19 protein-coding genes and 1 pseudogene are annotated in these 25,382 nt (G+C 71.9%); 5 read left to right on the top strand and 15 right to left on the bottom strand.

Annotated elements, in window-relative coordinates:
• Positions 1-154: 154 nt before the first annotated feature.
• The 7 genes from ACIRS4_RS19345 to ACIRS4_RS19315 form a co-directional block, all read right to left on the bottom strand.
• Positions 155-568, bottom strand: coding sequence for a cytidine deaminase (locus tag ACIRS4_RS19345; RefSeq protein ID WP_404197117.1), 414 nt, complete (start codon positions 566-568; stop codon positions 155-157).
• Positions 565-1,827, bottom strand: coding sequence for an ABC transporter permease (locus ACIRS4_RS19340; RefSeq protein ID WP_404197115.1), 1,263 nt, complete (start codon positions 1,825-1,827; stop codon positions 565-567). Before ACIRS4_RS19340 ends, ACIRS4_RS19345 begins: the two co-directional genes overlap by 4 nt.
• Entirely contained in the window at positions 1,827-2,951 is a 1,125-nt protein-coding gene (locus tag ACIRS4_RS19335) for an ABC transporter permease (RefSeq protein ID WP_404197112.1), read from the bottom strand. Before ACIRS4_RS19335 ends, ACIRS4_RS19340 begins: the two co-directional genes overlap by 1 nt.
• On the bottom strand, positions 2,948-4,621 hold the full coding sequence (locus tag ACIRS4_RS19330) for an ABC transporter ATP-binding protein (RefSeq protein ID WP_404197472.1): 1,674 nt from the start codon (positions 4,619-4,621) through the stop codon (positions 2,948-2,950). The genes ACIRS4_RS19335 and ACIRS4_RS19330 overlap by 4 nt, the downstream gene beginning before the upstream one ends.
• Before the next feature lie 265 nt (positions 4,622-4,886).
• Positions 4,887-5,939, bottom strand: coding sequence for a BMP family protein (locus ACIRS4_RS19325; protein WP_130441348.1), 1,053 nt, complete (start codon positions 5,937-5,939; stop codon positions 4,887-4,889).
• Positions 5,940-6,183: 244 nt separating this feature from the next.
• Positions 6,184-7,251 (bottom strand): BMP family protein, encoded by a 1,068-nt coding sequence (locus tag ACIRS4_RS19320; protein WP_404197469.1) that lies wholly within the window; start codon positions 7,249-7,251, stop codon positions 6,184-6,186.
• A gap of 971 nt (positions 7,252-8,222) precedes the next feature.
• Positions 8,223-9,452, bottom strand: coding sequence for an amidohydrolase (locus tag ACIRS4_RS19315; RefSeq protein WP_404197466.1), 1,230 nt, complete (start codon positions 9,450-9,452; stop codon positions 8,223-8,225).
• Positions 9,453-9,796: 344 nt separating this feature from the next.
• Between ACIRS4_RS19315 and ACIRS4_RS19310 the strand changes: the two are divergent.
• Positions 9,797-10,345: pseudogene (locus ACIRS4_RS19310) on the top strand (class I SAM-dependent methyltransferase); the annotation flags it as partial.
• Between the two features lie 15 nt (positions 10,346-10,360).
• On the opposite strand, the gene ACIRS4_RS19305 reads toward ACIRS4_RS19310, so the two are convergent.
• The 4 genes from ACIRS4_RS19305 to ACIRS4_RS19290 are packed head-to-tail and all read right to left on the bottom strand — an operon-like array spanning position 10,361 to position 15,211.
• The gene (locus ACIRS4_RS19305) at positions 10,361-11,575 is read right to left on the bottom strand and encodes a hypothetical protein (protein ID WP_404197109.1); all 1,215 of its coding nucleotides are present in this window, start codon (positions 11,573-11,575) and stop codon (positions 10,361-10,363) included.
• Positions 11,576-11,583: 8 nt separating this feature from the next.
• The gene (locus ACIRS4_RS19300; RefSeq protein WP_404197106.1) at positions 11,584-12,522 is read right to left on the bottom strand and encodes an N-acetylneuraminate synthase family protein; all 939 of its coding nucleotides are present in this window, start codon (positions 12,520-12,522) and stop codon (positions 11,584-11,586) included.
• 11 nt (positions 12,523-12,533) lie between these two features.
• Complete coding sequence (locus ACIRS4_RS19295; protein WP_404197103.1) at positions 12,534-13,844, bottom strand: cytidylyltransferase domain-containing protein; 1,311 nt, start codon at positions 13,842-13,844, stop codon at positions 12,534-12,536.
• 20 nt (positions 13,845-13,864) lie between these two features.
• Complete coding sequence (locus ACIRS4_RS19290; protein ID WP_404197100.1) at positions 13,865-15,211, bottom strand: DUF6716 putative glycosyltransferase; 1,347 nt, start codon at positions 15,209-15,211, stop codon at positions 13,865-13,867.
• 197 nt (positions 15,212-15,408) lie between these two features.
• Here ACIRS4_RS19290 and ACIRS4_RS19285 point away from each other — a divergent pair, with 197 nt between their 5' ends.
• Genes ACIRS4_RS19285 through ACIRS4_RS19275 form a run of 3 tightly spaced genes read left to right on the top strand, consistent with a single transcriptional unit; the run spans position 15,409 to position 18,913 of the window.
• Positions 15,409-16,389 carry a glycosyltransferase family 2 protein gene (locus ACIRS4_RS19285; protein ID WP_404197098.1) on the top strand — a complete coding sequence of 327 codons (981 nt, stop codon included), beginning with the start codon at positions 15,409-15,411 and terminating at the stop codon, positions 16,387-16,389.
• Positions 16,389-17,768, top strand: a complete 1,380-nt coding sequence (locus tag ACIRS4_RS19280) for a polysialyltransferase family glycosyltransferase (RefSeq protein ID WP_404197095.1) — start codon at positions 16,389-16,391, stop codon at positions 17,766-17,768. The genes ACIRS4_RS19285 and ACIRS4_RS19280 overlap by 1 nt, the downstream gene beginning before the upstream one ends.
• Positions 17,765-18,913 (top strand): acyltransferase family protein, encoded by a 1,149-nt coding sequence (locus ACIRS4_RS19275; RefSeq protein WP_404197092.1) that lies wholly within the window; start codon positions 17,765-17,767, stop codon positions 18,911-18,913. The genes ACIRS4_RS19280 and ACIRS4_RS19275 overlap by 4 nt, the downstream gene beginning before the upstream one ends.
• Before the next feature lie 109 nt (positions 18,914-19,022).
• Here ACIRS4_RS19275 and ACIRS4_RS19270 read toward each other — a convergent pair whose 3' ends face one another.
• From ACIRS4_RS19270 to ACIRS4_RS19260, 3 genes are all read right to left on the bottom strand, one after another.
• Complete coding sequence (locus ACIRS4_RS19270; protein WP_404197089.1) at positions 19,023-20,366, bottom strand: polysialyltransferase family glycosyltransferase; 1,344 nt, start codon at positions 20,364-20,366, stop codon at positions 19,023-19,025.
• Complete coding sequence (locus ACIRS4_RS19265; RefSeq protein ID WP_404197086.1) at positions 20,363-21,346, bottom strand: glycosyltransferase family 2 protein; 984 nt, start codon at positions 21,344-21,346, stop codon at positions 20,363-20,365. Before ACIRS4_RS19265 ends, ACIRS4_RS19270 begins: the two co-directional genes overlap by 4 nt.
• Positions 21,347-21,480: 134 nt before the next feature.
• A complete protein-coding gene (locus ACIRS4_RS19260; protein ID WP_404197083.1) occupies positions 21,481-22,146 on the bottom strand; it encodes a TetR/AcrR family transcriptional regulator C-terminal domain-containing protein in 666 nt (221 codons plus the stop codon).
• Between the two features lie 72 nt (positions 22,147-22,218).
• On the opposite strand from ACIRS4_RS19260, the gene ACIRS4_RS19255 reads away from it, so the two are divergent.
• The gene (locus ACIRS4_RS19255) at positions 22,219-23,628 is read left to right on the top strand and encodes an FAD-dependent oxidoreductase (protein WP_404197080.1); all 1,410 of its coding nucleotides are present in this window, start codon (positions 22,219-22,221) and stop codon (positions 23,626-23,628) included.
• A gap of 163 nt (positions 23,629-23,791) precedes the next feature.
• On the opposite strand, the gene ACIRS4_RS19250 is transcribed toward ACIRS4_RS19255, so the two are convergent.
• Positions 23,792-25,375, bottom strand: coding sequence for a methylmalonyl-CoA mutase (locus tag ACIRS4_RS19250; RefSeq protein ID WP_404197077.1), 1,584 nt, complete (start codon positions 25,373-25,375; stop codon positions 23,792-23,794).
• Between the last annotated feature and the right edge of the window lie 7 nt (positions 25,376-25,382).

The following is a 25,382-nucleotide window of genomic DNA, read 5'->3' as shown; positions in this document are numbered from 1 at the left end:
AGCACTATGCCCGTCCGGGTCGCGCGGCCTGGCACCGCACCTCGCCGCGTTGCCGAAGCCCCCTGGTAGCTCCGCTACCAGCGACCTCCGGCGCCTTGCGATGCACGGCACCAGACCACGCGCCCTGATCGGACGCTCATAGCGCAAGAACCCCTTACTCGGTGTGGCCCGGCTGCCTGAGGTGGTCGGGGCCGAAGGCCTGCGGGAGCATGTCGGCCAGCGGGAGGATGCCGGCCGGGGTCTCCAGCAGCAGGTCCGGCCCGCCGAACTCGAACAGCAGCTGGCGGCAGCGGCCGCACGGCACGAGGACCTCGCCCCGCCCGTCCACGCAGGTGAAGTGGGTCAGCCGACCGCCGCCGGTCCGCTGGAGCTCGGAGACGAGCCCGCACTCGGCGCACAGGCCGAGCCCGTAGGAGGCGTTCTCCACGTTGCAGCCGGTGACCGTGCGGCCGTCGTCGACGAGGGCCGCGACCCCTACCGGGTAGCCCGAGTAGGGGGCGTACGCGTGGCTCATGGCCTCCCGGGCCAGCTCCCGCAGAGCGTCCCAGTCGACGGCGGCCGGGGTCACTTGCCCTGTCCCTTCCGGTACGGCAGACCGTCCGCCTTGGGCATGCGCAGGCGTTGGGCGGACAGCGACAGCACCAGCAGGGTGACGAGGTACGGGGCGGCGGAGACGACCTGGCGCGGGACCTCGTCCACGCTGACGTACCAGACGAACAGCACGACCGAGGCCAGCAGGGTGCTCACGGCGCTGACGTACTTCTTCTGCCACGCCAGGTAGGCCGCGCCGATCACCGTCAGGATGGCCAGCAGCAGGATCAGCGCGTGCACGTTGGTGGTGCCGCCGCGCAGGTTGAGGCTGTCGGTGTAACCGAACAGGCCCGCGCCGAGGGCGAGGCCGCCCGGCATCCAGTTGCCGAAGATCATCGCGGCGAGGCCGATGTAGCCGCGGCCCGCGGTCTGGCCGTCCAGGTAGACGTTCGAGGCCACGATGGACAGGAACGCGCCGCCGAGACCGGCGAAGCCGCCGGAGATGATCACGGCGATGTACTTGTACTTGTAGACGTTGACGCCGAGGGACTCGGCGGCCACCGGGTTCTCGCCGCAGGAGCGCAGACGCAGGCCGAAGGCGGTGCGCCACAGCACCCACCAGGTGGCCGGGACGAGCGCGACGGCGACGACGGTGAGCGGCGAGAGGTTGGTGACCAGGCCGCCGATCAGACCGGCGAGGTCGGAGACCAGGAACCAGTGCTTGCCGTTCAGCGTCTGCAGCCAGTCCGACAGGCCGGGGATGTCGAAGGTGCCGAGCGAGTCGATCGGCGGGGACTGCTTGGAGGAGCCCTGCGGGGCCTCCTCGAAGGTGAACTTCGACAGGTAGCGGGTGGTGCCGAGGGCCAGGATGTTCAGCGCCACACCGGAGACGATGTGGTTGACGTTGAAGGTGACGGTGGCGACGGCGTGCAGCACGGCGCCGAGCGCGCCGCCGATGATGCCGAAGGCCACGCCGGTCCACGGGCCCCACTGGTAACCGGCCCAGGCGCCGAACCAGGTGCCGAGGATCATCATGCCCTCGAGGCCGATGTTGACGACGCCCGCGCGCTCGGCCCACAGGCCGCCGAGGCCGGCCAGGCCGATCGGGACGGCCAGCCGCAGCGCGGTGGACATCTGCCCGGTCGAGGTGATGCCGTCCGCGCCGCTGATCAGGCGCACGATCGAGGTGAGGACCAGCACGCCCGCGATGACCAGCAGGAGTACCGGGAGTGACATGCGGCGGCCGCCCTTGCCGGGCTTCTTCGCCTGCGGCTCGGCGATGGTCGCGGTGGACATCAGGCCGCCACCTCCTTCTTGGCGTTGTTGTTGGCGGCCTGGGCGGCGAGCTCGGCGCCGACCCGCTTCTGCTGGCGGCGCAGACCCCACTGGCGGACGAACTCGTAGGAGATGACGACCGCGAAGACGATCAGGCCCTGCATGATCGTGGCGATCTCCTTCTCGTACGCGACCGGGGTGGCGTAGTCGAGGGCGGGCGAGGTCTTCTCCAGGAAGGCCCACAGCAGCGCGGCGAGCGCGATGCCGCCGGGGTTGTTGCGGCCGAGGAGCGCGATGCCGATGGCGGTGAAGCCGAGGCCGGTCGGGAAGCTCAGGCTGTAGGTGTGGGCGTCGCCGAGGAGCAGCGGCAGGCCGGACAGGCCGGCGACCGCGCCGGAGATCAGCATGGCGGTGAGGACCATGCGCTTGGCGTTGACGCCGGAGGCCGCGGCGGCGGTCTCCGACTCGCCGGTGGCGCGCAGGTCGAAGCCGAAGCGGGTGCGGTTGAGCACGACCCAGTAGCCGATGCCGAGCGCGACGGCGAGGAAGACCAGGCCGTAGATCTCGCCGACGTCCGCGCCGAGGTTGATGCCGGGGACCCAGCCGGACTCCTTCATCTCGCCGGTGGTGACGTTGTCGCCGACCAGGACGCCGAAGTTCTCGCGGAGGGTGAGGTAGCCGATGACGCTGGTGGCGATCGCGTTCAGCATGATCGTCGCGACGACCTCGCTGACACCGCGGGTGACCTTCAGGACGCCCGCGATGCCCGCCCAGAACGCGCCGGTGAGCGAGCCGACCAGCAGCAGCAGCGGGATCTGCAGGAAGGACGGCAGCGCCACGTGCGCGCCGACCACCGCGACCATCATGGCGGCGAGGCGGTACTGGCCGTCGACGCCGATGTTGAACAGGTTCATGCGGAAGCCGAGGGCGACCGCGAGGGCGGCGATGTAGTACAGCGACGCCTGGTTGAGGATCAGGACCTGGACGTCGGAGAACGGGATCTGCTCCAGCATCAGCCCGTACGGCTCGAACGGGTTCTTGCCGGAGGCGATCAGCACGACCGAGGTCAGCAGGATCGCCGCGACGAGCGCCATGACCGGGCCGGCCACCGCGAGGAGCAGGCGCTCCTTGTCGAACTTCTTCATCGGGCCTCGTCCTCCGGGCCGGCAGCTTCGTCGTCTGCCATGGGCGTCTCAACGTGTTCCAGATGACCGGACGCGGCGCCCGTCATGGCCGAGCCCAGCTCCTCGGGGGTGATGGTGGCGGGATCGGCGTCGGCGACCAGCCTGCCGTCGTAGATCACCCGCAGGGTGTCCGACAGGCCGATGAGCTCGTCCAGGTCGGCGGAGATCAGCAGCACGGCCAGGCCCTCGCGGCGGGCCTCGCGGATGCGGTCCCAGATCTGGGCCTGCGCGCCGACGTCCACACCGCGGGTGGGGTGGGCGGCGATCAGGAACTTGGGGTTGTGGCTCATCTCGCGGCCGACGATCAGCTTCTGCTGGTTGCCGCCGGAGAGGGAGGCGGCGGTGACGTCGATGCCGGGAGTGCGGACGTCGTACTCCTCGACGATCCGGCGGGTGTCGGCCTGCGCGCCCTTGGGGTTCAGCCAGAAGCCCTTGGCGTTGGGGGCCTCGGTCACATGGCCGAGGATGCGGTTCTCCCAGAGGGGGGCCTCCAGGAGCAGGCCCTGGCGGTGGCGGTCCTCGGGGATGTAGCCGACGCCGGACTCGCGGCGCTTGCGGGTCGGCCAGGGGGTGATGTCCTCGCCGAGGAAGCGGATGGCGCCGGAGTGGGCGTGCTTGGTGCCGATCAGCGCGTCGATCAGCTCGGTCTGGCCGTTGCCCTCGACACCGGCGATGCCCATGACCTCGCCGGCGTGGATGGTGAAGGTGACGTCGTCGAGGACGCGCTTGGCGTCGCCGCCGCCCGAGAACTCGGTGAGTCCCGCTCCGGCGGGCTCCTCCTCCCAGCCCACGGAGGCGCCGCCGCCGGCGTAGACGGTGAGCTTCTCGACCTCGATGACGGCCCGGTCGGTGACCGTCGACTCCGCGGTCTCCGGGGTGGGCAGCTCGCTGCCGACCATCATCTCGGCGAGCTGGCGCGGGGTCGTCTCTGCGGGGACGGCCGTGCCGACGGTGGTGCCGCGCCGGATGACGGTGATGTCGTCGGCGACGGACAGCACCTCGCCCAGCTTGTGGGAGATGAAGATGACGGAGAGGCCCTCGGACTTCAGCTCGCGCAGGTTGTCGAAGAGCGCGTCGACCTCCTGCGGGACGAGGACGGCGGTCGGCTCGTCGAGGATGAGGGTGCGGGCGCCGCGGAAGAGGACCTTGAGGATCTCCACGCGCTGGCGCTCGGCGACGCCGAGGTCCTCGACCAGGACGTCGGGGCGCACCCCGAGGCCGTAGCGGTCGGAGATCTCCTTGATCTTCTTGCGGGCGCCGCCGCCGATTCCGTACAGCTTCTCGCTGCCGAGGACGACGTTCTCCAGGACCGTCAGGTTGTCCGCGAGCATGAAGTGCTGGTGGACCATGCCGATACCGCGGGCGATGGCGTCGGCGGGGCTGGAGAAGCTCACCTGGTCGCCGTCGACCTCGATGGTGCCCTCGTCCGGCTTCTGCATGCCGTAGAGGATCTTCATCAGGGTCGACTTGCCGGCGCCGTTCTCGCCGACCAGGGCGTGCACGGTGCCCTTGCGGACGGTCAGGCGGATGTCGTGGTTGGCGACGACACCGGGGAATCGCTTGGTGATGCCCGCGAGCTCTACCGCGACTGTCGACCGGGCGGTGAGCGGAGGGCTGCTGGACGCGTCGATGGCGCACTCTCCTCGGGAAAGGGGCCACTCTACGCGCGTAGCGCCCCTGCTTTAAATAGTGCTCGGACTTGATCGGCTTGATCCACTTGATCGAATTTCCGATCGAGTCCCGATCCGTTCCGAGCATTCTGCCGCGCGAACGGGGCGCGGGCCGAGCTTGCGTCCCGTGCCCCGTCGCGTGGGCGTAACGCTGTCATCACAGCGCCCGTTTGGCCATGTCCTCGACCGGCCTATGAGAGACCTTCGGCAGGCCTCGACACTGCGGTCAGGAGGTCTTCACCTTGATCGTGCCGGCCTTGATCGCCTCGGCGGCCTTGTTGACCGCGTCCTGGATCTCCTTGTTCGACGCGAAGGCCGGGTTGGAGGCCGACAGGCTCACGCCGCCGTTGGAGAGGCTGCCGCGGATCACGCCGGTCTGCGGCTTGCCGTCCTTGACGGACTTGGCCAGCTCGTAGACCGCGCCCTCGACGTTCTTCATGGCCGAGGTCAGGATCGAGGCCTTGTACGCCTTCAGCGCGTCCTGCTTGTACTGGTCGGAGTCGACGCCGATCGCCCAGACCTTGGCCGCGGCGGCGGCCTTGATGACGCCCTGGCCGGACAGGCCGGCGGCGGCGTAGACCACGTCGGCCTTCGCGTCGATCTGGCCCTCGGCCGCGCTCTCACCCTTGTCGGGGCTGGAGAAGCCGCCCTCGGCGGGGGTCTCGGTCAGGTACTGCTCCTTGACCGTGACGCCCTTCTTGGTGTCCTGGACGCCCTGCTTGAAGCCGGCGCCGAACTTGTGGATCAGCGGGATGTCGACACCGCCGATGAAGCCGACCACGTTGGTCTTGGTGGCCTTGGCGGCGGCGACGCCGGCCAGGTAGGAGGCCTGCTCCTCGTGGAAGACCAGGTCGGCGACGTTGGCGGCCTTGATGGTCTCGTCGTCGACGATGCCGAAGGTGGTCTTCGGGAACTTGGCGGAGACCTCCTTGACCGCCGGCGCGTAGGCGAAGCCGACGCCGATGACCGGGTTGTAGCCCTGCTTGGCGAGGCTCTCCAGGCGCTGCACCTTGTCGGCCTCGGACTCGCCGTCCTGCGGCTCGACCGCGGAGGACTTGTAACCGAACTCCGTGTTGGCCTTCTCCATGCCCGCGGTGGCGGCATCATTGAAGGACTGGTCGCCCTTGCCGCCGATGTCGTACGCGAGCGCGAGGCCCAGGTTCTTGTCTTCGCCGGCGGAGGAGGACGACGACTTGGACGAGCTTCCGCAAGCGGAAACGGTGACGGCGAGGGCAGCGGTCGCAACACCCGCAACCGCGATACGGGACACCCGGCGCATGGAACGTGACTCCTTTGTGCAAGCGCCCAAACCAGGCGCTGGTTCCGCCGCAGCGTAACGCGCGTAGACCTGGCGGAAAAAGGCTTCTGTCCGGTCCGTTATCGAGCTGTGGCCGCAGTCGGTTTGGAGATTACGGACAGCACAGCGCCCCTCGCGGAAGGCGAGGGGCGCTGTGGTCTGCGGGGATGCCGGTGCGGGTTTTGGGGAGGGCCGGGCAGCGGCCGTTCCCGTGTGTGCCGAAGCGTTACTTCGTGTCGACCTTGACCTTGCCGTCGACGATGTCCTTCTTGGCCTTGTCGACCGCGGCGACCACGTCGGTCAGGGCCTTGTACTTGGGGTTGGAGTCGGCGAAGCCCACGCCGTCGTTGGCGAGGCTGCCGCGGACCACGCCGGACAGGGGCTTGCCCTCGTACACCGACTTGGCCAGGTCGTAGACCGCGCCGCCGACGTTCTTCAGGGCCGAGCCGAGGATGTAGTCCTTGTAGGCGGCCAGCGAGCTCTGGTTGTACTGGTCGGAGTCGACGCCGATGGCCCACACCTTCTTGGCGGCGGCCTCGGAGATCACGCCCTGGCCGGAGAGGCCGGCCGCGTGGTAGATGACGTCGGCGCCGGCGTCGATCTGGCCGCTCGCGCCCGCCTTGCCCTTGTCGGGGCTGGAGAAGCCGCCCTCCTGGGGGGTCTCCGTCAGGTACTGCGACTCGATCTTGATCTTGGGGTTGACCGACTTGGCGCCCTGGACGTAACCGGCCTCGAACTTGTGGATCAGCGGGATGTCCACGCCGCCGATGAAGCCGATGTGGGCCTTCTTGGTCGCCTTGGCGGCGGCGACGCCGGCCAGGTAGGAGGCCTGCTCCTCGTGGAAGACCAGGTCGGCGACGTTCTTGGCCTGCACGGTCTCGTCGTCGATGATCCCGAAGGTGGTGTTCGGGAACTTCGCGGAGACCTCCTTGACGGCCGACGCGTAGATGTAGCCGACGCCGATGACCGGGTTGTAGCCCTCCTTGGCCAGCTGGGTCAGACGCTGGACCTTGTCCGCCTCGGACTCGCCGTCCTGGGGCTCGACGTCCCGGCCGCCGATGCCGAACTCCTTGTCGGCCTTCTGGAAGCCGGCGAAGGCGGCGTCGTTGAACGACTGGTCGCCCTTGCCGCCGATGTCGTACGCGAGGCCGACGCCCTTGCCCGAGTACTTGCCGGACGACTGCTTGTCGCCGTCGCTCTTCGCGCCGGTGCTGGACTCGCCGCAGCCGGAGGCCGCGAGCGCGACGACCGCGACGGCCACGGCGGCCTGGGAGAATCTGGTCTTCCGAGAGATCGAACGCACAGCAAGCACCCTTCATCCCCACGGCGCCGCCGAACGGCCCGCGTGTCCCCATGTGGCGCCTCCGGCGCGGCTCCCCCAACTGTCCGATCCGGCTGGCGATTTCGGCGCACAGTAACGCGCGTAGAAGGGGAGGGGAACGGGGTTTCCTCCGGCCGTTATCGATTCGTGCCGCCACCGCGTCCCAGGCGGGCCCGGGCGGTCCCGGCCGGGTGCCACCGCCAGACGAAGGACCCCCTTCCGGCCACCCCACCGCACCGGCCGCTGCCGCGTGAACCGTGCTGGTCGCTGCCGGCGGGCGGTGTGGATCGCTGCCGCGGACTGTGCAGGCCGCTGCCGCGGGTGCCGCCCGGTCCCTCCGCGCGGGCGGCCCGGGCCACTCCCGCTCAGGCCGTACTGGCCGATTCCGCGCGGGCTGCCGGGCTCGCTTCCGCAGGGCGGTATTGGCCTCGCCCGGTCCGGCTGCCGCCGTCACTCCCCGCGCGGACTGCGCTGGTCACCGCCGTTTGAGCCATCCGGGTCGCCCCCGCGCGGGCCGCCCGGGCCTCTGCCGCACGGACCACGCGTGCCACTCCCATTCAGGCCGTACTGGCCACTTCCGCGCGGACTGCCGGGCTCACTTCCGCAAGCCGTACCGGCCGCTCCCGCCCAGGCCCCCACGGGTCGCTCCCCGCGTGGGCCTCCCGGGACGATCCATCGCAGGCCGCACGGGCCACTTCCACCCAGGCCGTGCCTGCCATTCGGGCGGGCCGCCGGATTCGCTCCCGCAGGCCGTCCGGGCGGCTTCCGCTCAGGCCCCGCGGTCACGCTCCGCGCGGGCTGTGCTGGTCGCTGCCGCTCAGGCCTCCGCCCGGGCCGCTCCCGCTCAGGCCCCGCGGGTCGCTCCCCGTGCAGGCTGGGATGGTCGCCACCGCTCAGGCCGCCGCCCGGGTCGCTCCCGTTCAGGCCGTTCGGGGCGGCCCTCGTCAGGCCGTTCGGGTTGCGGCGTCCAGGAGGGCTGCTGCGGTGAACAGTTCCACGCCGACCTTGATCGCGGACTCGTCGGCGTCGAAGTCGCCCTGGTGGAGGTCGCGGACGGTGCGCTCGCCGGGGTGGCGGACGCCGAGGCGGGCCATGGCGCCGGGGACGCGCTCCAGGTACCAGGAGAAGTCCTCGCCGCCGAGGCTCTGCTCGGTGCTCTCCACGGTGCCCTCGCCATGGCGGGCGATCATCGCGTCGTTGAGCAGGGCGGTGACGTCGGCGTCGTTGACGACCGGCGGGACGCCCCGGACGTAGTTGATCTCCGACTTGGCGCGGTGCAGGTTGGCGACCTCGTCGATCGCGGCGACCACCAGGTCGGGAGCCTGCCGCCAGGCCTCGATGTCGAGGCAGCGCACGGTGCCGGAGAGCTCGGCGTGCTGCGGGATGACGTTCGGCGCGTGACCGCAGTCGATCCGGCCCCAGGTCACCGCGAGGCCGGCACGGGTGTCGACGCGGCGGCCGACGAGCGCGGGCACATCGGTGACGACACGGGCGGCGGCGGTGACGAGGTCGGTGGTCAGGTGCGGGCGGGCGGTGTGACCGCCGGGGCCTTCGAGGGCGATCTCCAGGCGGTCGCAGGCAGAGGTGATGGGGCCCGCGCGCAGCCCGATCAGCCCCGCGTCCACGCGCGGGTCGCAGTGCACGGCGATGATCCGGCCGACGCCCTCCAGCACGCCGTCCTGGATGGCGTCGGCGGCGCCGCCGGGCAGCACCTCCTCGGCGGGCTGGAAGACCAGCCGCACCGGACGCGGCAGCAGACCCTGGCGGTGCAGGTCGGCGAGGACGAGGCCGGCGCCGAGGACGACGGTGGTGTGCATGTCGTGGCCGCAGGCGTGGGCGCGGTCGGGCACCGTCGAGCGGTAGGAGCACTCGGTCTTGGTGTCCGGGATGGGCAGCGCGTCGATGTCGGCGCGCATGGCGAGGACCGGCGTGCCGTCGCTCGCGTCGCCGATGTCACAGACGAGGCCGGTCCCGGCGGCGAGGACGCGCGGCTTGAGGCCGGCCCGCTCCAGGCGCTCCTTGATCGCGGCGGTCGTGCGGAACTCCTGGTTGCCGAGCTCGGGGTGCATGTGCATGTCGCGGCGGAAGGCGACGAGCTCAGCGCGCAGGGCCTCCGGCAGGGCGCCGGGGAGCACCGCGTCCCCTGAAGGATCGGCCTCGGACTCTCGGGACATCAGTTGCTTCACCCTCTGAAGGGTAGGACGCCGGGACGGTCGACTGACCCACGATCAACAAAAATTCAGCCCGTTAGAGGCAGAAAAGCCGGTCGCACGGCGCATGGCTGTCTTTCGGGATGGGTACACTCGGCCGACTTCGCCCGAGTGGATCATGAATCCTGATCCATCCCACTTTTTACTCTCTCCACTTCCACGCATACCACGCCCCGAGCGGATCACGCCGGGCCTGTCCACGTACCGGGACGTCCGAGGGCGCCGGTCCGGGCCCGCGCACCCGGGGTCAGCGGGCGGATCTGCGGGTTCGGCCTCCCGGCGGGGGCCGCGTCGGTAGAGTCCGGCCCGTGAGCGCACCGAACACACGCTCCTGTCCGGTGATCGCGGAGCCCGGTTTCGTGCGGGACGCACGGACCTCGTACGACGCGATCGCCGAGGAGTACGCCCGGCAGATCCCCGACTGGCTGGAGCGCCGGCCCCTGGACCGGGCGCTGCTCTGCGCCTTCGCGGAACTGGTCAGATCCAGGGGGCGCGAGCCCGTCGCGGACGTGGGCAGCGGGCCGGGGCACGTCACGGCGCGGCTGGCCCGACTCGGTGTCCCGGTGTTCGGCGTCGACGTCTCACCGAGGATGACGGCGCTGGCCCGGCGGACCCATCCCGGGGTGCGGTTCCACGTGGGGTCGATGGAGTCCCTGGACCTGCCCGACGGAACGCTGGGCGGAGTGCTCGCCCTGTTCTCGCTCATCCATGTGCCGGACGCCCATCTGCCGGGTGTGCTCGCGGAGTTCCGGCGGGTCCTCGCCCCGGGCGGTTACGTCCTGCTCTGCTTCCAGACCGGCGGCGGGGAGGAGCAGCAGCTCACGGAGCGTTTCGGGCGGGAGGTCGCCCTCTCCTACCACTGGCGCTCCCCGTCAGCGGTCACCGCCCACCTCGAACAGGCCGGCCTCACCCTGCTGGCCAGCACCGTCCTGGAGCCCGAGGCCGAGACCAGTCGCCCGGTGTCCTTCCTGCTGGCCCATAAGCGGGAGAGCTGACGTCTGTCGCGGTGTGACCTCGGTGAGGTCGTGGGCGGCCCGGGCCGTGGCGGTCACCGCGGTGAGGAAGCCCTGGGCGCGGGGGGAGGCGTGGCCGGTCAGCCAGTCGGGGTCGATGTCGCAGACGGCCACGCGGACCCCGGTGCCGGTCAGGGCCAGGGGCAGGGTGTGGACGACGGTGGAGGGGAAGCTGAGGACGGTGCGGCCGACGGGGCCGCGGCGGGCGATCAGTTCGAGGGGCAGGTCGGGGCGGACGATCTCCAGTCCGGTCGCGGCGGCGAGACGGCGGAGTTTGTCGGCGCTCTCCCGGCGGTGCGCGAAGTAGCGGGCCGCGCCGTGGGTCCGGGCGAGGAGGCCGACGGCGTCGAGGTAGCGGTCGCCGTCCACGACGCCCGTCTCGACGAGGGACGTGCCGACCAGGTCGGCGCCCTTGGTCACGCGCGGCGGGCCGAAGCGGGACCGGGTCCAGGCGAAGGCGTTGGCGGTGACCGTGACGCCGGCCGGGGTCTGCGGCACCGGCATGGAGGAGAAGACCTCCACCCCCCGGCCCGGGCCGGGCGTCAGACGGCGGCGGGCGGCGGCCGACACCGGCGCGAAGAGCAGATCGCGGGGGCTGGGCCGGCCGCCCGTGCGGTGCCAGCGCACGAGCCTTTCACCGCGCGCCAGTTGACCGACGAACTCCATGGTGGCCGTGCCGTCGTCGACGACGACGAGGTCGGCGGGGCGGGCGATCGTCAGCAGGAGCTGGACGTAGCGGGAGAAGGGGTCGCCGACGACGATCCGGCTCGCCGCGCGCAGCAGCGGGGTCAGACCGCGGACGGTGTGCAGGGGCGCGCCCGCGCCGTCGCGGGCATCCTCCCAGCGGACCATGTGGCCTTCGTCGCGGGCCAGTTCGGCCATGCGGCGCAGTTGGCCGCGGGTCATCGGGTCGACCGGGGACAGAACGACGACGGTGAGCTCCGCGCCGGAGCGCTCCTCGCCGCCGAGGCCTCGAGCGTGCGCCCATTCCAGGACGTTGAGCAGCTGCACCGGGCTCTCGACGAAGGCGAGGGTGTGGGGGGTGGTGCCGGCCGCGCCGGCGCGGGGGCTCATCGGTGTCGTCAGACCGCGACGGGCTCGCCCGCCGCCGCGGCGATCTCCGCCTCGGCGACGACGCCGGGGACGCGGCGCAGCTTCCTCATGGGGCCGAGTTCGGAGTCGTAGACCTTCTTGACGCCGTCGCCGAGGGACGCCTCGATGGTGCGGATGTCGCGGACGAGGCGCTGAAGGCCCTGCGGTTCGACGGAGGCGGCCTGGTCGGAGCCCCACATCGCGCGGTCGAGGGTGATGTGGCGTTCTACGAACGCGGCGCCGAGGGCGACGGCGGCCAGGGTGGTCTGCAGGCCGGTCTCGTGGCCGGAGTAGCCGATCGGGACGTTCGGGTACTCGGCCTGGAGGCTGTTGATGACGCGGAGGTTGAGCTCCTCGGCCTTCGCCGGGTAGGTCGAGGTGGCGTGGCAGAGCAGGATGTTCTCGCTGCCGAGGACCTCGACCGCGTGCCGGATCTGCTTCGGGGTGGACATGCCGGTGGAGAGGATGACGGTGCGGCCGGTGGCACGCAGGGCGCGCAGCAGTTCGTCGTCGGTGAGGGAGGCGGAGGCGACCTTGTGGGCGGGGACGTCGAACTTCTCCAGGAAGGCGACGGCCTCGGTGTCCCACGGGGAGGCGAACCAGGCGATGCCCTTGGTCTTGCAGTAGTCGTCGATGGCGCGGTACTCGTCCTCGCCGAACTCGACGCGGTGCCGGTAGTCGATGTAGGTCATGCGGCCCCAGGGCGTGTCGCGCTCGATGTCCCACTGGTCGCGCGGGGTGCAGATCTCCGGGGTGCGCTTCTGGAACTTCACGGCGTCGCAGCCGGCCTCGGCGGCCACGTCGATCAGCTTGAGGGCGTTCTCCAGCTCGCCGTTGTGGTTGATGCCGATCTCGCCGCAGACGTAGACGGGGCGGCCGGGTCCGGCGGTGCGCGAACCGAAGCGGCGGAGGCGGGAGTTGGTGCTCATCTGTGGGTTCCTTACCGGGAAAGGGGGGTGAGGGGAGGGAGAGGGTCGAGGGGAGTGAGGGGGGTGACCGGGTCGAGGGCGGGCCCGAGGAGCCAGCCGGCGATCTCCCGGATCGCGCCGTCGCCGCCGGGGAGGGCGGTGACCGCGCGCGCGGCGCCGCGCACGACGTCGTGGGCGCTCGCGACCGCCACGGGCCAGCCGACGAGGGCGAAGCACGGGAGGTCGTTGACGTCGTTGCCGACGTAGAGCACGCGCTCCGGTGCGACGCCCTGTTCGTCGCACCACTGCTTGAGTGCGAGGTCCTTGCGGTCGACGCCGTGCAGCACCGGCAGTTCGAGCTTGCGGGCGCGGGCGGCGACGACCGGGTTGCGTTCCGTGGAAAGGATCAGCATCTTCAGCCCGCTGCGGCGCAGGGCCGCGATGCCGAGTCCGTCGCCGCGGTGGACGGAGACGAACTCCCGTCCTTCGGAGTCGATCAGCACCCGGTCGTCGGTCTGGGTGCCGTCGAAGTCGAGGACGACGGCGTCGACGTCGCCGGCGGTCGGCAGGGCGCCGGGGCCGTTCGCGTCGAGGAGGGGGGCCAGCGCCCGGGCGCGGGCGAGGTCGTGCGGGTCGTCGATCTCCAGGACGCGGGCGGGGTCGGTCCGTACGAGGGCGGTGTGCCCGAAGAAGCGGTGGCGGTGCTCGCGGAAGCCGGCCGCGTCCATGGCGTAGGCGGCGCCGGTCTCCAGCAGGTCCTGGGGGCGGTCCTGGCGGCGGGGGCGGAAGGACTTGTCGTGGTTGACGCCGTGGCCGCCGGCGGCCCGTGCGGGAGGGGTCCCGCCGTCGCCGGTCCCGCCGTGCGCGGCGAGGTCGTCGGCCGCGTCGCGCCAGACGAAGCCGTGGAACGGCGCGACGGTCAGCGCGGTGTCCGCGCCGCCCTCCGTCACCGCCGCCGCCACCGCGTCGATGTCCTGCCGGACGAGGAACGGGCTGGTGCACTGGACCAGGAGCACCACGTCGGCGGGTGCGCCGCTCAGGGCGGCGTGGGCGTCCATGGCGTGCAGGACCGCCGCCTCCGAGGTCGCGGTGTCGCCGGCGATGGCGGCGGGCCGCGGCACGACCTGCGCGCCGGCCTCCCGGGCCGCGGCGGCGATGGCCTGGTCGTCGGTGGAGACGACGACGTCCGTCACCAGGCGGGTGGCGCGGCACTCTCGGACCGCCCGCGCCACCAGCGGCACTCCGCCGACGGGTGCGAGGTTCTTCGCGGGCACGCCCTTGGAGCCGCCGCGCGCGGGGATGACGGCGAGGACGCGGTGCGCGCCGGGCCGGTGGTCGGTCATGGGTGTCTCTCCTTGACGGGTCACAGCTCCCCCATCCGCCGGATGACGGGCGCCACCCGCTGCACTCCGTGCCGGTAGGCGCCGAGCGCCGCCCGGCGGACGATCCTGCGGATGGCTCCGGGCTCCTCGTCGGCGGCGGGCGCGCCGGGCAGCGGGCTGCCGTCCGGGCCGAGGTGGTGGCGGGCGAGGATGCCGGGCAGGTAGCCGGGCGCGGTCGTGGGTGTGTAGTACGGGGTCAGCGGCGGCAGACCGCCGGGCCGGTCGAGCAGCGCGCCGATCCGCTCGCGCGCCGCGTCGAAGGCGGTGGCGTACGACCCTCCCGCCGCGGCGGCTCCACCGGCGGCGCCGGGGGCCACGCCCTGCCGGGCCACCCACCGCGGGTCGGGCGCGGGCCGGTGTCCGGCGTCGAGCTGGTCCCAGGAGGCGAGGCAGCCGGAGCCGATGAAGTGGTGGTTGCCGAGGGCCTCGCGGACGCCGAGGTCGGTGAGGACGACGGTGGGGACGCGGCGGTGCAGGGACTCCATTGCGGCCGTGGAACTGACCGTGACCATGAGGTCGGCGCGGTCGAGGACCTCGCCCATGTTGCCGTAGACCAGGTGGAGGTTGGGCGGCGCGTCGAGGTCGCGCACCAGCTTCTGGTAGGGCAACTCCTCGACGTGGGTGGTGTGTTCGCCCGGCTGGGAGCGGAGCTTGAGCAGCACCTCCCGGTCGGGGTGGCGCCGTGCGTGCCGGATCAGCCTGTCCAGCAGATAGGCGCGGTCCGCGCGGCTCTCCGGCACGGAGGGCTGCGCCGCGAACACCACGGTGTAAGGGCTGTGTTCGCCTTGGTAGGGGGCGCCGCCGAGGAACGGCAGGGCCACCTCGGTCACCGCTGTGGCGTCGGCGCCCACCCCTTCGTACACCGCGCGGAAACGCTCCGCGTCCTGGCGGGAGTTGGCGAGGACGAGGTCCGCGCCGTGCCGCAGCAGCAGACCGTCGGCGAGCTTCTCGTAGACGACGCCGACGTAGCCGGTGACGACGACGGGCCGCTCGCTCCGCCCGTCCCAGACCCGCCCCAGGCCGTGCAGCACGGCCTGGACACCGCCGCCCACGAGGGCGAGGACCAGCACGTCGTACGACTCACGCGCCATGACGCGCAGGAACTCCACGGCCGTCACCTCGCGCAGCGAGTCGGCCCGGACGCCGACCTCGCGCAGTTGGCGGGGGGTGGGGGTGGCCCTGCCGCGCAGGAGGAAGCCGTCCAGCACCGGGGCGGCGGCGGGGCCGGCGGGCAGGACGCGTCCCGCGGTCAGGGCGCCCCATTTCCAGCGGGTGTCGGAGTCGGCGAGGACGGCGACCCGCAGGGGCTTCGGAGTACGAAGTGGCACGGCTCGAACCTAGGAAGCGAAATCCAGGACGGGCCGAACCGTGATTCAACGAATGGTTAACGGAGTAAGGCCGAAGTAATAACCGGCCGGCCGGCGGCCGTTGCGCATCCGCGATGCACCGTTCCGACACATCGAGTTCACCAGCCATATTCCGGGCGTCAAGGGGAGCCGCAATAAGGCCTCCTAGGGTTTTCGGCGTGCCCAAGCTCTCGGTGATCGTGCCGTTCTACAACGTGCAGCAATTCGCGTCCGACACACTCAAGAGTTTGCGTGCGAATGCGCGCGCCGACTTCGAGTTCATTCTGGTCGACGACTGTTCGACCGACGCGACCCCCGACATCCTCGCCCGCGCGGAACGCGAACTGCCGGGCGCGGTGCTGGTGTCGCACGAGCGGAACGCGGGGCTGGCGAGCGCGAGGAACTCCGGCATCGACAGGGCGCACGGCGAGTACCTGACCTTCCTCGACGGCGACGACTGGCTCGCGCCCGGCCACCTTCCCCGACTGGTCGACGCGATCGAGGGATTGGGCTGCGACTTCGTGCGCACCGACCATGTGCAGTGCACCGGGCGGGCCCGCGCCGTGCACCGCGTCCCGCACGGACGCCGTTGGACGGTGCTGGACCCTCGGGCGGCGATCCTGCCCGCCGACCGGTCCACGCCCGTGGACTACGCCTACGCGTGGGCGGGCGTCTACCACCGCCGGCTGGTCGAGCGCGGGCTGCTTCACTTCACCGACGGGCTGCGCACCGCCGAGGACCGGCCGTGGATCTGGAAGCTGCACCGGGAGGCGGAGACCTTCGCGGTCGTAGGACTGCTGGGCGTCTTCTACCGGCGCGGGGTGGCCTCTTCGCTCACCCAGATCGGTGATGTGCGGCAACTGGACTTCGTGCGCGCCTTCGACCAGGTCGTCGAGGAGACGGCACGCGACCCCGAGGCCGGGGCGCTGCTGCCGAAGGCGGTGCGCACGTACTGCGCGGTCATGGCCCACCATCTCGGCTCGATCGAGCGGTTCGAGCCGGCCGTGGCGCGCAGGCTGCGCGCGATGTGCGCCGCCGCCCTGCGGAGGATGCCGCAGGACGTGCTCGCTCAGGTCATGGAGACGATGGACGCCCGGCGGGCGGGCACGCTGCGCCGGGTTCGGCGCCGGCCGGTGACCGCGGGGACGGGGGCCCGTTGATGCCCCGCACCGCCCGGATCTTCTGCGTCTCCACCGTGCGCGGCGCGGCGACGCTGGCCGCCGCTCTCGACGCCGGCCTGTTCGAGCCGTCCGACCGCCGGCTGCTGCTGGTCGCCGACACCGCGCCCAACCCCGAGACCGCCCCGTCCGTCGCCGCCGCGCCCGGCTTCGCCCGCATCCGGGAACGCTTCGACGAGGTGCACTCCTGGAACGAGGCCGTCTCCCCCTTCCACCCGGGCGGCTGGACACCGCGCCCGGACGACGTCCCGCTGTGGGAGCGGCACCTGCGGCTGCTGTGGGGGCTCGGCGACGACGAGGTCCACCTCGCGGTGGAGTCCGTCCACGGCAACCCGTCGTCGGCGCTGTGCCAGGTGTTCACCGGGGCCCCCGTGGACGTCTACGCCGACGATCTGCTGAGCTACGGCCCCAGCCCCGACAAGCTCGACCCGCTGATCGGGACCCGCGTCGGCCGGCTGCTGCACCTCGACCTGGTGCCGGGTCTCACCCCGCTGCTGCTCACCGAGTTCGGCGTGCCGGCGGTGCCGGTGCCGTCCGGGGCGTTCCTCCAGGTGACCGGCGAACTCGCAGATTTGGAAGAGGAGTTGCCGGAGCCGGCCGAGCGGCCCGCCCTGCTGCTCGGGCGGTGCGGCTCCGCCGCGCAGGAGGAGCCGCATCTGCGCATGGTGCGCGGCGCGGTGGCGCTCGGGCACCGGGCGCTGGTCTTCGCGCCGCACCCGGCGGCGCCCGCACGCCGGTACCGGCCGCTGGAGGACGAGGCGAGCCGGCTGGGCGCCGAACTCACCGTGCTGGAAAGGCCCGTGCTCGCGGAGGTCGCCTTCCGGCGACTGCGGCCCGCCCTGGTCGTCGGCTGCTCCTCCCCCGCGCTGCTGACCGCCGCCGTGCTGTACGGCCTCCCGGTCGCGCGGGCCGGGACGGGCGCCGCGCTGGCTGGGCTCACGCCGTACGGGAACGCCGAGCGGGCGCCGCTCACCGTCGTCGACGCGCTGCTGCCGGACCTGGAGGACCCCGCAGGGGTGACGACCGGGTGGACACCTCCGTCGGCGGAACGGGTGCGGGAACTGGCCGCGCTCCTGCGGGCGGTGGGTTTCGCCATGCGGCCCAGGATTCATCCGGAGCTGCGGGGCGAGGCGGAACGGTACCTGTCCGCGCACCCCGGCCGGGCGGCCTCGCGCTACTTCACCCGCCGGCGGCTGGCGTCACTGGCCCTGCCGGGGGGTGTTCCGGCGGGACTGGCGTTCCTGCCCCGCAACCCGGCCGTACGCCGGCTGGCACGCCGGGCGAGGGCGCTGCGCAGCGGACGCGTCCCCCACATCCGCATTCCCACCAGACTGCCCCTCCACGGAAGGCCTCCAGGATGAGCGCGACCGACCAGGCCATGGGACCGGCGACGAGTCCGGCGCCCCGGCTGACCCTCCCCCTCCCCGACCGCTCGACCGTGCGGCCCCGGGCGGACGGCCGGCTGCGCGCGCTGGACGGCCTGCGTCTGCTGGCGGCCCTGATGGTGTGCTTCTACCACTACGCCGGCAAGAACGGCGAGGTCGCGCAGTCCTGGCGCCAGTCCCCGGGCGTGAAGTTCCCGACGCTGTCGCAGTTCGCCACTTACGGCAGCCTGGGCGTGCAGTTCTTCTTCGTGATCAGCGGCTTCGTGATCTGCATGAGCAGCTGGGGCCGGACCCCGGACGACTTCTTCCGCTCCCGGGCAGCCCGGCTGTACCCCGCGTACTGGGCGGCGATCGTGCTGGTCACCGCCGCGGGACTGATCCTGCCGGTGGTGTCCGCGCCGCTGCGCTCGGACGAGCTCCTCGTCAACCTCACCATGCTGCAACAGCCGATGGGGGCTCACCGGGTGCTGGGCGTGGACTGGACGCTCTGGGTGGAGGTCCGCTTCTACGCTCTGTTCGCGCTGTGCGTGGTCTGGCGGGGCGTCACCTACCGGCGGGTGGTCGTGTTCTGCGTCCTGTGGACACTGGCCGGCGTCTTCGCCCGGGTCGCCGACCATCCGCTGACCGACGAGCTGGTGATGCGCGACCACGCGCCGTACTTCATCGGCGGTCTCGCCCTGTACCTGATCCACCGCTTCGGCAGTGACCTGCTGCTGTGGGGGATCGTCGGCGTCAGTTTCCTGCTCGGCCAGCGCTACTCGGTGACGGCCCTGTGGCACCCGGGCATGCACGGCGACTTCCATCGCAACCCCTACGTCATCCAGGCGATCGCCTTCCTCGCCTTCGCCGCCGTCGCCGCGGTGGCCCTGGGCTGGACGAGCCGGGCGAACTGGCGCTGGCTGACCGTGGCGGGCGCGCTGACGTACCCGTTCTACCTGGTCCACGAGCACCTGGGCTGGTTCTTCATCCGCGTGCTGTACCGCGGCATGCACCTGGACCCGTACGCGACGCTCGCCGCGACGGTCCTGTCCATGCTGGCCATCGCCTGGCTGCTGCACCGCTACGTGGAGAAACCGCTCGGCCCCCGCATGAAGAAGTCACTGCAGGTCCGCCGGGACTAGGACGGCAGGGGCGGAGGCGCGCAGCGCCCCGTCCCTGCCAGGGGCGCGGGGAACTGCGCGACCAGCCACGATGCAGCCGCAGACGCGGGACGACATCACGCGGCACCCCCTATTGCGCCGCCGTGGCCCGCAGCCTGCGTACCGCCCGCCGCACGGCAGGATGCCGCCGCAGCGCGGCTCCCCGCACCGGCGCCCCACCGGGCAACCGCAGGTTGGTCAACCGCCGCCGCTTGAAGTACCGCTCGCGGTCGGCGAGATGGACGGCGAGCCAGGCGACAACCTCGGTCCGCAGAGCGTGATGCCTGCGGGACTGCATGCAATAGGCCACCGCCCGCACGAGGGGCGTCAACTCATCGGCCAGACCGGCAAGTTCGACCGGCTCTCCCAGCGGGGAGCGTTCCGCGTCGGGCAGGGCCGCGTCGATGATCGTGAGCGGGATCCGGTTGCTGTTCTCGTACGGCGTGATGCGCTCCAGGAGCAGTTCGGTGCCGACGCGGGCGACGGGGATGCCGTAGAACGCGGCGGCGGTCATCAGCGCCGTCGAGAAGCAGCCGATGACGAGCTTCGGCTTCAGGTGCGCGAAGACGGTCTCGGCGAGGACGGGTTCGGTCAGGACGGTGAGCCGTACACCGAGTTCCGCGGCAGCCGCCTGAAGGGCCTCGCCGTAGACGGTGGGCGCGCTCGGGTGCGGCTTGAACAGCACGTCCTCGTGACCCGCGCGGGCGGCGGCCCGCAGCATGCGGACGTGCAGCCGCTCCTCCTCGTCCTGGCTGATCAGGTCGATCGCGGAGAGGTACTGGCCGAGGAGTACGGCGGTGGGCGGGCGGTCGGCGGGGAGCCGCTCGGCGAGGAGGCGGGCGTTCGCCTCCCCGAGCCGGGCGAGGACGTCGACGACCGCCGCGTCCGGCACCGCCACGGAAGGCACGCCGTACTCGGACAGCAGCATCGGCCGCAGCCCGGGAACGAGGTCGAGGTGGAGCACGCGCGCGATGCGGCTGCTCACGCCGTGCGGGATGCGGTTGCGGGTCGGGCCGTAGCTCATCAGGCCGTCCGCGTACACGTGGAGGGGGCTGTCCGCGAAGATGTCGGCGATCGCGCGGGAGGGGTTGGCCTGGAGGGACTCGCAGGCGATCTCGACGGGTTCGTCGCCGAGGTCCCAGGCGAGGCGTACGGCCTTCTCCCAGAGCCGGGCGTCCTGGGCGCGCGGCGACCAGCCGGCCGGGTGGTGGGGGGAGATGAAGGCGTTCCAGGAGCGCACCTCGTCGAACTCGCCGCGCAGCGCGTCGAAGCCGGGCATCCGGTCCAGCGGGGTGCCGACCTCCGGCACGGCGGAGGTGTCGCTGACGACGAGGACGCGGCGCACGCCCTCGCGCGGGCCGAACAGACCGGCGCGGATCGCGGCGGTGACGGTCGCGGCCGCGTACTGGGTGGCGGAGCAGAAGACCTGGATCACGCGGCCACTCCCTTCATGCCGCCCCGCACCCGGCGCAGCACCCGGACGCGTTCCTCGCCCATCCCCACCACGGCCTCCCCCAGTTCCTCCTCGCTCATCGCGCCGAGCGCCCCGGCGGCCAGCTGCCTCAGCCGCGCTGCCACGCCGCGTTCGAAGCGTCGCCGGTCGAGGAGTTGGTGGGCGATGACGACGCAGTAGTCGCGCAGCGCCTTGCGGCGCAGCCGGCCGGCCTCGGGGTCGTCGGCGAGTTCGGCGAGGACGAGGTCGAAGGCGCGGAAGAAGTCCAGCTGGCGCACATCGCCGATCTGGGTGAGCGAACCGGTGAGCCCCCGGCGGTAGAAGACGCCGGGCAGACTCGCGACGACGTAGGAGTCCGCCCTGCGGTGCAGGTCCCAGATCCACGGTCGGTCCTCGGCGGTGCGCAGCCCGTCGTGGAAGCGCAGCATGCCCCGGTCGAGGAGGCGGCGGTGGTAGACGCCGGCCCAGGCGTACGGGTAGTCGACCATGGTCGTGTCGTCGACGGGGAGGATGGACTCGCGTGGGTCGAGCGGGGTGTGGCGGCGGCCCTCGGGCGCGCGGTGGACGGCCCGTTCGACACCGGTGACCTGGACGTGGTCGGTGCGGACGAAGTCGACGTCGAACCGTTCGGCGACGCCGACCACCCGGGCGAGGTGGCCCGGGGCCAGCCAGTCGTCGCCGTCGAGGAAGGTGAGGTAGCGGCCTTCGGCGGCGTCGATGCCGGTGTTGCGCGCGGTCGCCAGCCCGCCGTTGTGCTCGTGCCGGATCACCCTGCTGCGGGGGAGCTTCTCGGTCAGGGCGAGGAGGGCCTCGTAGGTCCTGTCCTTGGTGGAGCGGTCCTCGACGAAGAGGAACTCGAAGTCGTCCCGGGCGTTGTTGACCAGGCTGGTCACGGTCTCGGCGACGTACGGCTCGATGTTGTAGCAGGGGACGACGACGGACAGGGTGATTCTGTTGGCCACGTGTGCGCACCTGAATTCTGAGCGGGAGGTCGCACGATCGTAGGAAGGGCAGGCTTGAGCGGCGGGTAACTGCGTGCCTGTGCGAGGGGAAGCTCGGATGAAGAGGCGGTGAACCGGCCGCGCGGCCCTCGGGTTCAGTCGGCGGGGCCGGGCGGGCGCGTGTACCGCGCCTCGATTCCCGCCAGGAGGAGTTCGAGTCCTTCCGCGAATGCCCGGTCGTACTGGTCGAAGATCTCCGCGCCGGCCGCGGCCGACAGCGGGAAGTCGGCCATCAGGCGGGCGCGTTCGTCGACGTCGAAGCCCTCGCGCCGTTCGTCTGGCAGGGGCTGGACGCCCTGTTCCTCGGTGACGAAGCCGAGCGTGTAGAGGTACGTCGTCGTGATCGCGCGCACGGCCTGGGCGAGGGTGAAGCCGGCGGCCGTGAAGAGGCGCAGGTTGTCCTCCATCTGCCCGGCGTGCTCGATGCCGGTGAACCGTGAGCCGCTGAACACCTTCGCGCCGTCGCGGTAGCCGAGCAGCGCCGTGCGCAGGCCGTGGTTGGCCTTGAGCATCCGCTCGCGCCAGGTGTCGTCCGGGTCGAGCGGCGTGCCGGCGGTCATCCGGCGGTACATCTCGGTCGCCATCTCGTCGAGCAGGGCCTGCTTGTCCTTGAAGTGCCAGTACAGGGCGGGCGCTTTGACGTCCAGCTCCTTGGCGATGGCCCGCAGGGTGAGGCCGTCGAGGCCGACCTCGTTGAGGAGTCTCAGCGCTGTGTCGGCCACCCGTTTCCGGTCGAGGGGCGCACGTCGTTCCGTGTTCACGCTTGACAGCTTAACGGCGTTAAGGCCAGTCTTCGTGGCAGGCGGAACTTAACAGCGTTAAGGAGACTGGGAATGATCACGACGGACGTACTGGTCGTCGGCGCGGGCCCCTGCGGGCTGACCCTGGGCGTCGACCTGGCCCGGCGCGGGGTGGACGCGCTCGTGGCGGAACGGGGCGACGCGCTGTTCCCGGGTTCGCGCGGCAAGGGCCTCCAGCCCCGCACGCTGGAGGTCTTCGACGACCTCGGCGTACTGGACGCGATCCGCGCGGCCGGGGGCGGCTACCCGGTCGGGATGATCTGGCAGGACGGGCGGCGGATGGGCGAGCACCGGATGTTCGACCCGGCGGAGACGACCGAGGACTCGCCGTACGCCGAGCCGCTGCTGGTGCCGCAGTGGCGGACGCAGGAGGTCCTGCGGGCGCGCCTGGAGGAGCTGGGCGGGTCGGTCTCCTTCGGGCGGGAGGTCGTCGGGATCGCTCAGGACGAGCTGGGCGTGACGGCGCACTTCGCGTCCGGACCGGACGTCCGCGCGCGGTACCTCGTCGCGGCGGACGGCGGCCGCTCCGGCGTGCGCCGGGCGCTCGGCGTCGGCATGACCGGGGAGAGCGTCGACCCGCGCCCGACGCTGGTGGCGGATCTGCGGATCACCGGGCTGGACCGCGACAACTGGCACATCTTCCCCGCGCGCGGGGAAGACGACGGCTTCCTGGTGATCTGCCCGCTCGCGGGTACGGAGGACTTCCAGGCGGTGGCGCAGTTCCCCGAAGGGACGGAGGTGGACCTCTCCCTCGACGGGGTCCGCAAGCTCGTCGCCGCCCGCTCGCACCTCGCGCCCGAGGACGTGACCGAGGTGCGCTGGGCGTCCGACTTCCGCCCGCGAGCGGCCCTCGCGGACCGGTTCCGGGCCGGTCGGGTGTTCCTGGCAGGGGACGCGGCACACGTCCACTCGCCGGCCGGCGGCCAGGGCCTCAACACCAGCGTGCAGGACGCCTACAACCTGGGCTGGAAGCTGGGCGCGGTGCTGCGGGACGGGGCGGACGCCTCCCTGCTCGACACCTACGAGGAGGAACGGCGGACCGTCGCGGCCGAGATGCTGGGCCTGTCGACGCGCGTGCACCGCGGGGAGGTCGGACGCGGGGCGGCGACCCGTCAACTGGGCATCGGCTACCGGGAGTCGAGCCTGACGGAGGAGACGCGCCGGACGCCGGGAGCGGTACGGGCAGGGGACCGCGCGCCGGACGGCACGGTCGGCGGCGTCCGCCTCTTCGACGCCTTCCGGGGACCGCACTGGACCCTGGTCGCGGTGGGCACGCCGACACCGGACGCTGTTCCGGCCGCCGTGCGGGTGGTCCACGGCGAGGGCACTCCGGGGACGTACGGCTCCGGACTGTTCCTCGTCCGGCCGGACGGCCATGTCGGCTGGGCCGGGGACGGAACGGCCGGGGCCGTGGACTACCTCAGCCGGTTCGGGCAGCGCTAGGGCGTGTCCGGAGAGGTTCACCGGCTCGCGACGCCCGGCACGGCTCCCCCACCGCCGCGTTGTGGACTCCGCGAGCTTCCCGGCAGACCTTTCCGGTCACGGCACTGGCCGTCAGCGTCGAGGAGAGCCTCGGCGATCACCCGTTCGGAGGAATCCCCTCCGTTCAGAACGCCTCCGCCGGCACATGGCTTCCCCAGACCTCCCGGAGCGCGCCGCACACCTCGCCCACCGTCGCCCGTGCCCTGAGCGCCTCCTTCATCGGATACAGGACGTTGTCCTCGCCCTCGGCGGCCTTCCGCAGCGCCGCCAGCGCCGCGTCCACCGCCGGCCGGTCGCGTTCGGCACGCAGCCGGGCCAGCCGCTCCGTCTGCCGGGCCTCGATGGCCGGGTCGACGCGGAGCGGCTCGTACGGCTCCTCCTCGTCGAGGCGGAAGCGGTTGACGCCGACGACGACCCGATCCCCCGAGTCGGTCTCCTGGGCGATGCGGTAGGCGTTGCGCTCGATCTCCCGCTTCTGGAAGCCGCGCTCGATGGCCGCCACCGCCCCGCCGAGGTCCTCGACCTTGCGCATCAGCTCCAGCGCCGCCGCCTCCACGTCGTCGGTCATCCTCTCCACGGCGTACGACCCGGCGAAGGGGTCGACCGTCGCGGTCACGTCCGTCTCGTGCGCGAGCACCTGCTGCGTACGCAGGGCCAGGCGCGCGCTCTTGTCGGTGGGCAGCGCGATCGCCTCGTCGAAGGAGTTGGTGTGCAGGGACTGGGTGCCGCCGAGGACTGCCGCGAGCGCCTGGACGGCCACCCGGACGAGGTTCACCTCGGGCTGCTGGGCCGTCAGCTGCACGCCGGCCGTCTGCGTGTGGAAGCGCAGCATCAGCGACCTGGGGTCGCGCGCGCCGAACTCGTCCCGCATCAGCCGCGCCCACATGCGGCGCGCGGCACGGAACTTGGCGACCTCCTCCAGCAGCGTCGTACGGGCCACGAAGAAGAAGGAGAGCCTGGGCGCGAAGTCGTCGACGTCCATGCCGGCCGCGACCGCCGTGCGGACGTACTCGACGCCGTCGGCGAGGGTGAAGGCGATCTCCTGCGCGGGCGAGGCTCCCGCCTCGGCCATGTGGTAGCCGGAGATGGAGATGGTGTTCCACCGGGGGATCTCGGCCCGGCAGTACCTGAACGTGTCGGCGATCAGGCGCAGCGAGGGCCCCGGCGGGAAGATGTACGTCCCGCGGGCGATGTACTCCTTCAGCACGTCGTTCTGGATCGTGCCGGTGAGCCGGTCGCCGCCCACGCCCTGTTCCTCGGCGACCAGTTGGTAGAGCAGGAGCAGCAGGGCGGCCGGGGCGTTGATCGTCATCGACGTGGAGACCCGGTCCAGCGGGATCCCGTCGAACAGCACCCGCATGTCGTCGAGGGAGTCGACGGCGACGCCCACCTTGCCGACCTCGCCGTGCGCGAGCGGGGCGTCGGAGTCGTGGCCCATCTGGGTGGGCAGGTCGAAGGCGACGGACAGGCCGGTCGTGCCGTGCGCGATGAGCTGCTTGTAGCGGGCGTTGGACTCGGCCGCCGTGCCGAAACCGGCGTACTGGCGCATCGTCCAGGGCCGCCCGGTGTACATCGTCGGGTACACGCCCCGGGTATAGGGGTACGAACCCGGCTCGCCCAGTCTCTCCGCCGGGTCCCAGCCGCTCGTGAGGCCGTCAGGCCCGTACACCGGCTCGATGGGAAGCCCTGATTCCGACTCGCGCGCCATGGGGTGA

This window comes from Streptomyces sp. NPDC101166, from assembly GCF_044768125.1.
Lineage (GTDB): Bacteria > Actinomycetota > Actinomycetes > Streptomycetales > Streptomycetaceae > Streptomyces.
Note: the sequence above shows the minus strand (reverse complement) of the source record. Positions and strands in the feature narration are given on the sequence as shown.

What these genes read in the sequence shown, in the direction of transcription:
- ACIRS4_RS19340 (WP_404197115.1), bottom strand. Translation starts at nt 1,827, where the DNA reads ATGTCCACCGCGACCATCGCCGAGCCGCAGGCGAAGAAGCCCGGCAAG.
- ACIRS4_RS19335 (WP_404197112.1), bottom strand. Translation starts at nt 2,951, where the DNA reads ATGAAGAAGTTCGACAAGGAGCGCCTGCTCCTCGCGGTGGCCGGCCCG.
- ACIRS4_RS19325 (WP_130441348.1), bottom strand. Translation starts at nt 5,939, where the DNA reads ATGCGCCGGGTGTCCCGTATCGCGGTTGCGGGTGTTGCGACCGCTGCC.
- ACIRS4_RS19315 (WP_404197466.1), bottom strand. Translation starts at nt 9,452, where the DNA reads ATGTCCCGAGAGTCCGAGGCCGATCCTTCAGGGGACGCGGTGCTCCCC.
- ACIRS4_RS19305 (WP_404197109.1), bottom strand. Translation starts at nt 11,575, where the DNA reads ATGAGCCCCCGCGCCGGCGCGGCCGGCACCACCCCCCACACCCTCGCC.
- ACIRS4_RS19300 (WP_404197106.1), bottom strand. Translation starts at nt 12,522, where the DNA reads ATGAGCACCAACTCCCGCCTCCGCCGCTTCGGTTCGCGCACCGCCGGA.
- ACIRS4_RS19295 (WP_404197103.1), bottom strand. Translation starts at nt 13,844, where the DNA reads ATGACCGACCACCGGCCCGGCGCGCACCGCGTCCTCGCCGTCATCCCC.
- ACIRS4_RS19280 (WP_404197095.1), top strand. Translation starts at nt 16,389, where the DNA reads ATGCCCCGCACCGCCCGGATCTTCTGCGTCTCCACCGTGCGCGGCGCG.
- ACIRS4_RS19275 (WP_404197092.1), top strand. Translation starts at nt 17,765, where the DNA reads ATGAGCGCGACCGACCAGGCCATGGGACCGGCGACGAGTCCGGCGCCC.
- ACIRS4_RS19255 (WP_404197080.1), top strand. Translation starts at nt 22,219, where the DNA reads ATGATCACGACGGACGTACTGGTCGTCGGCGCGGGCCCCTGCGGGCTG.
- ACIRS4_RS19250 (WP_404197077.1), bottom strand. Translation starts at nt 25,375, where the DNA reads ATGGCGCGCGAGTCGGAATCAGGGCTTCCCATCGAGCCGGTGTACGGG.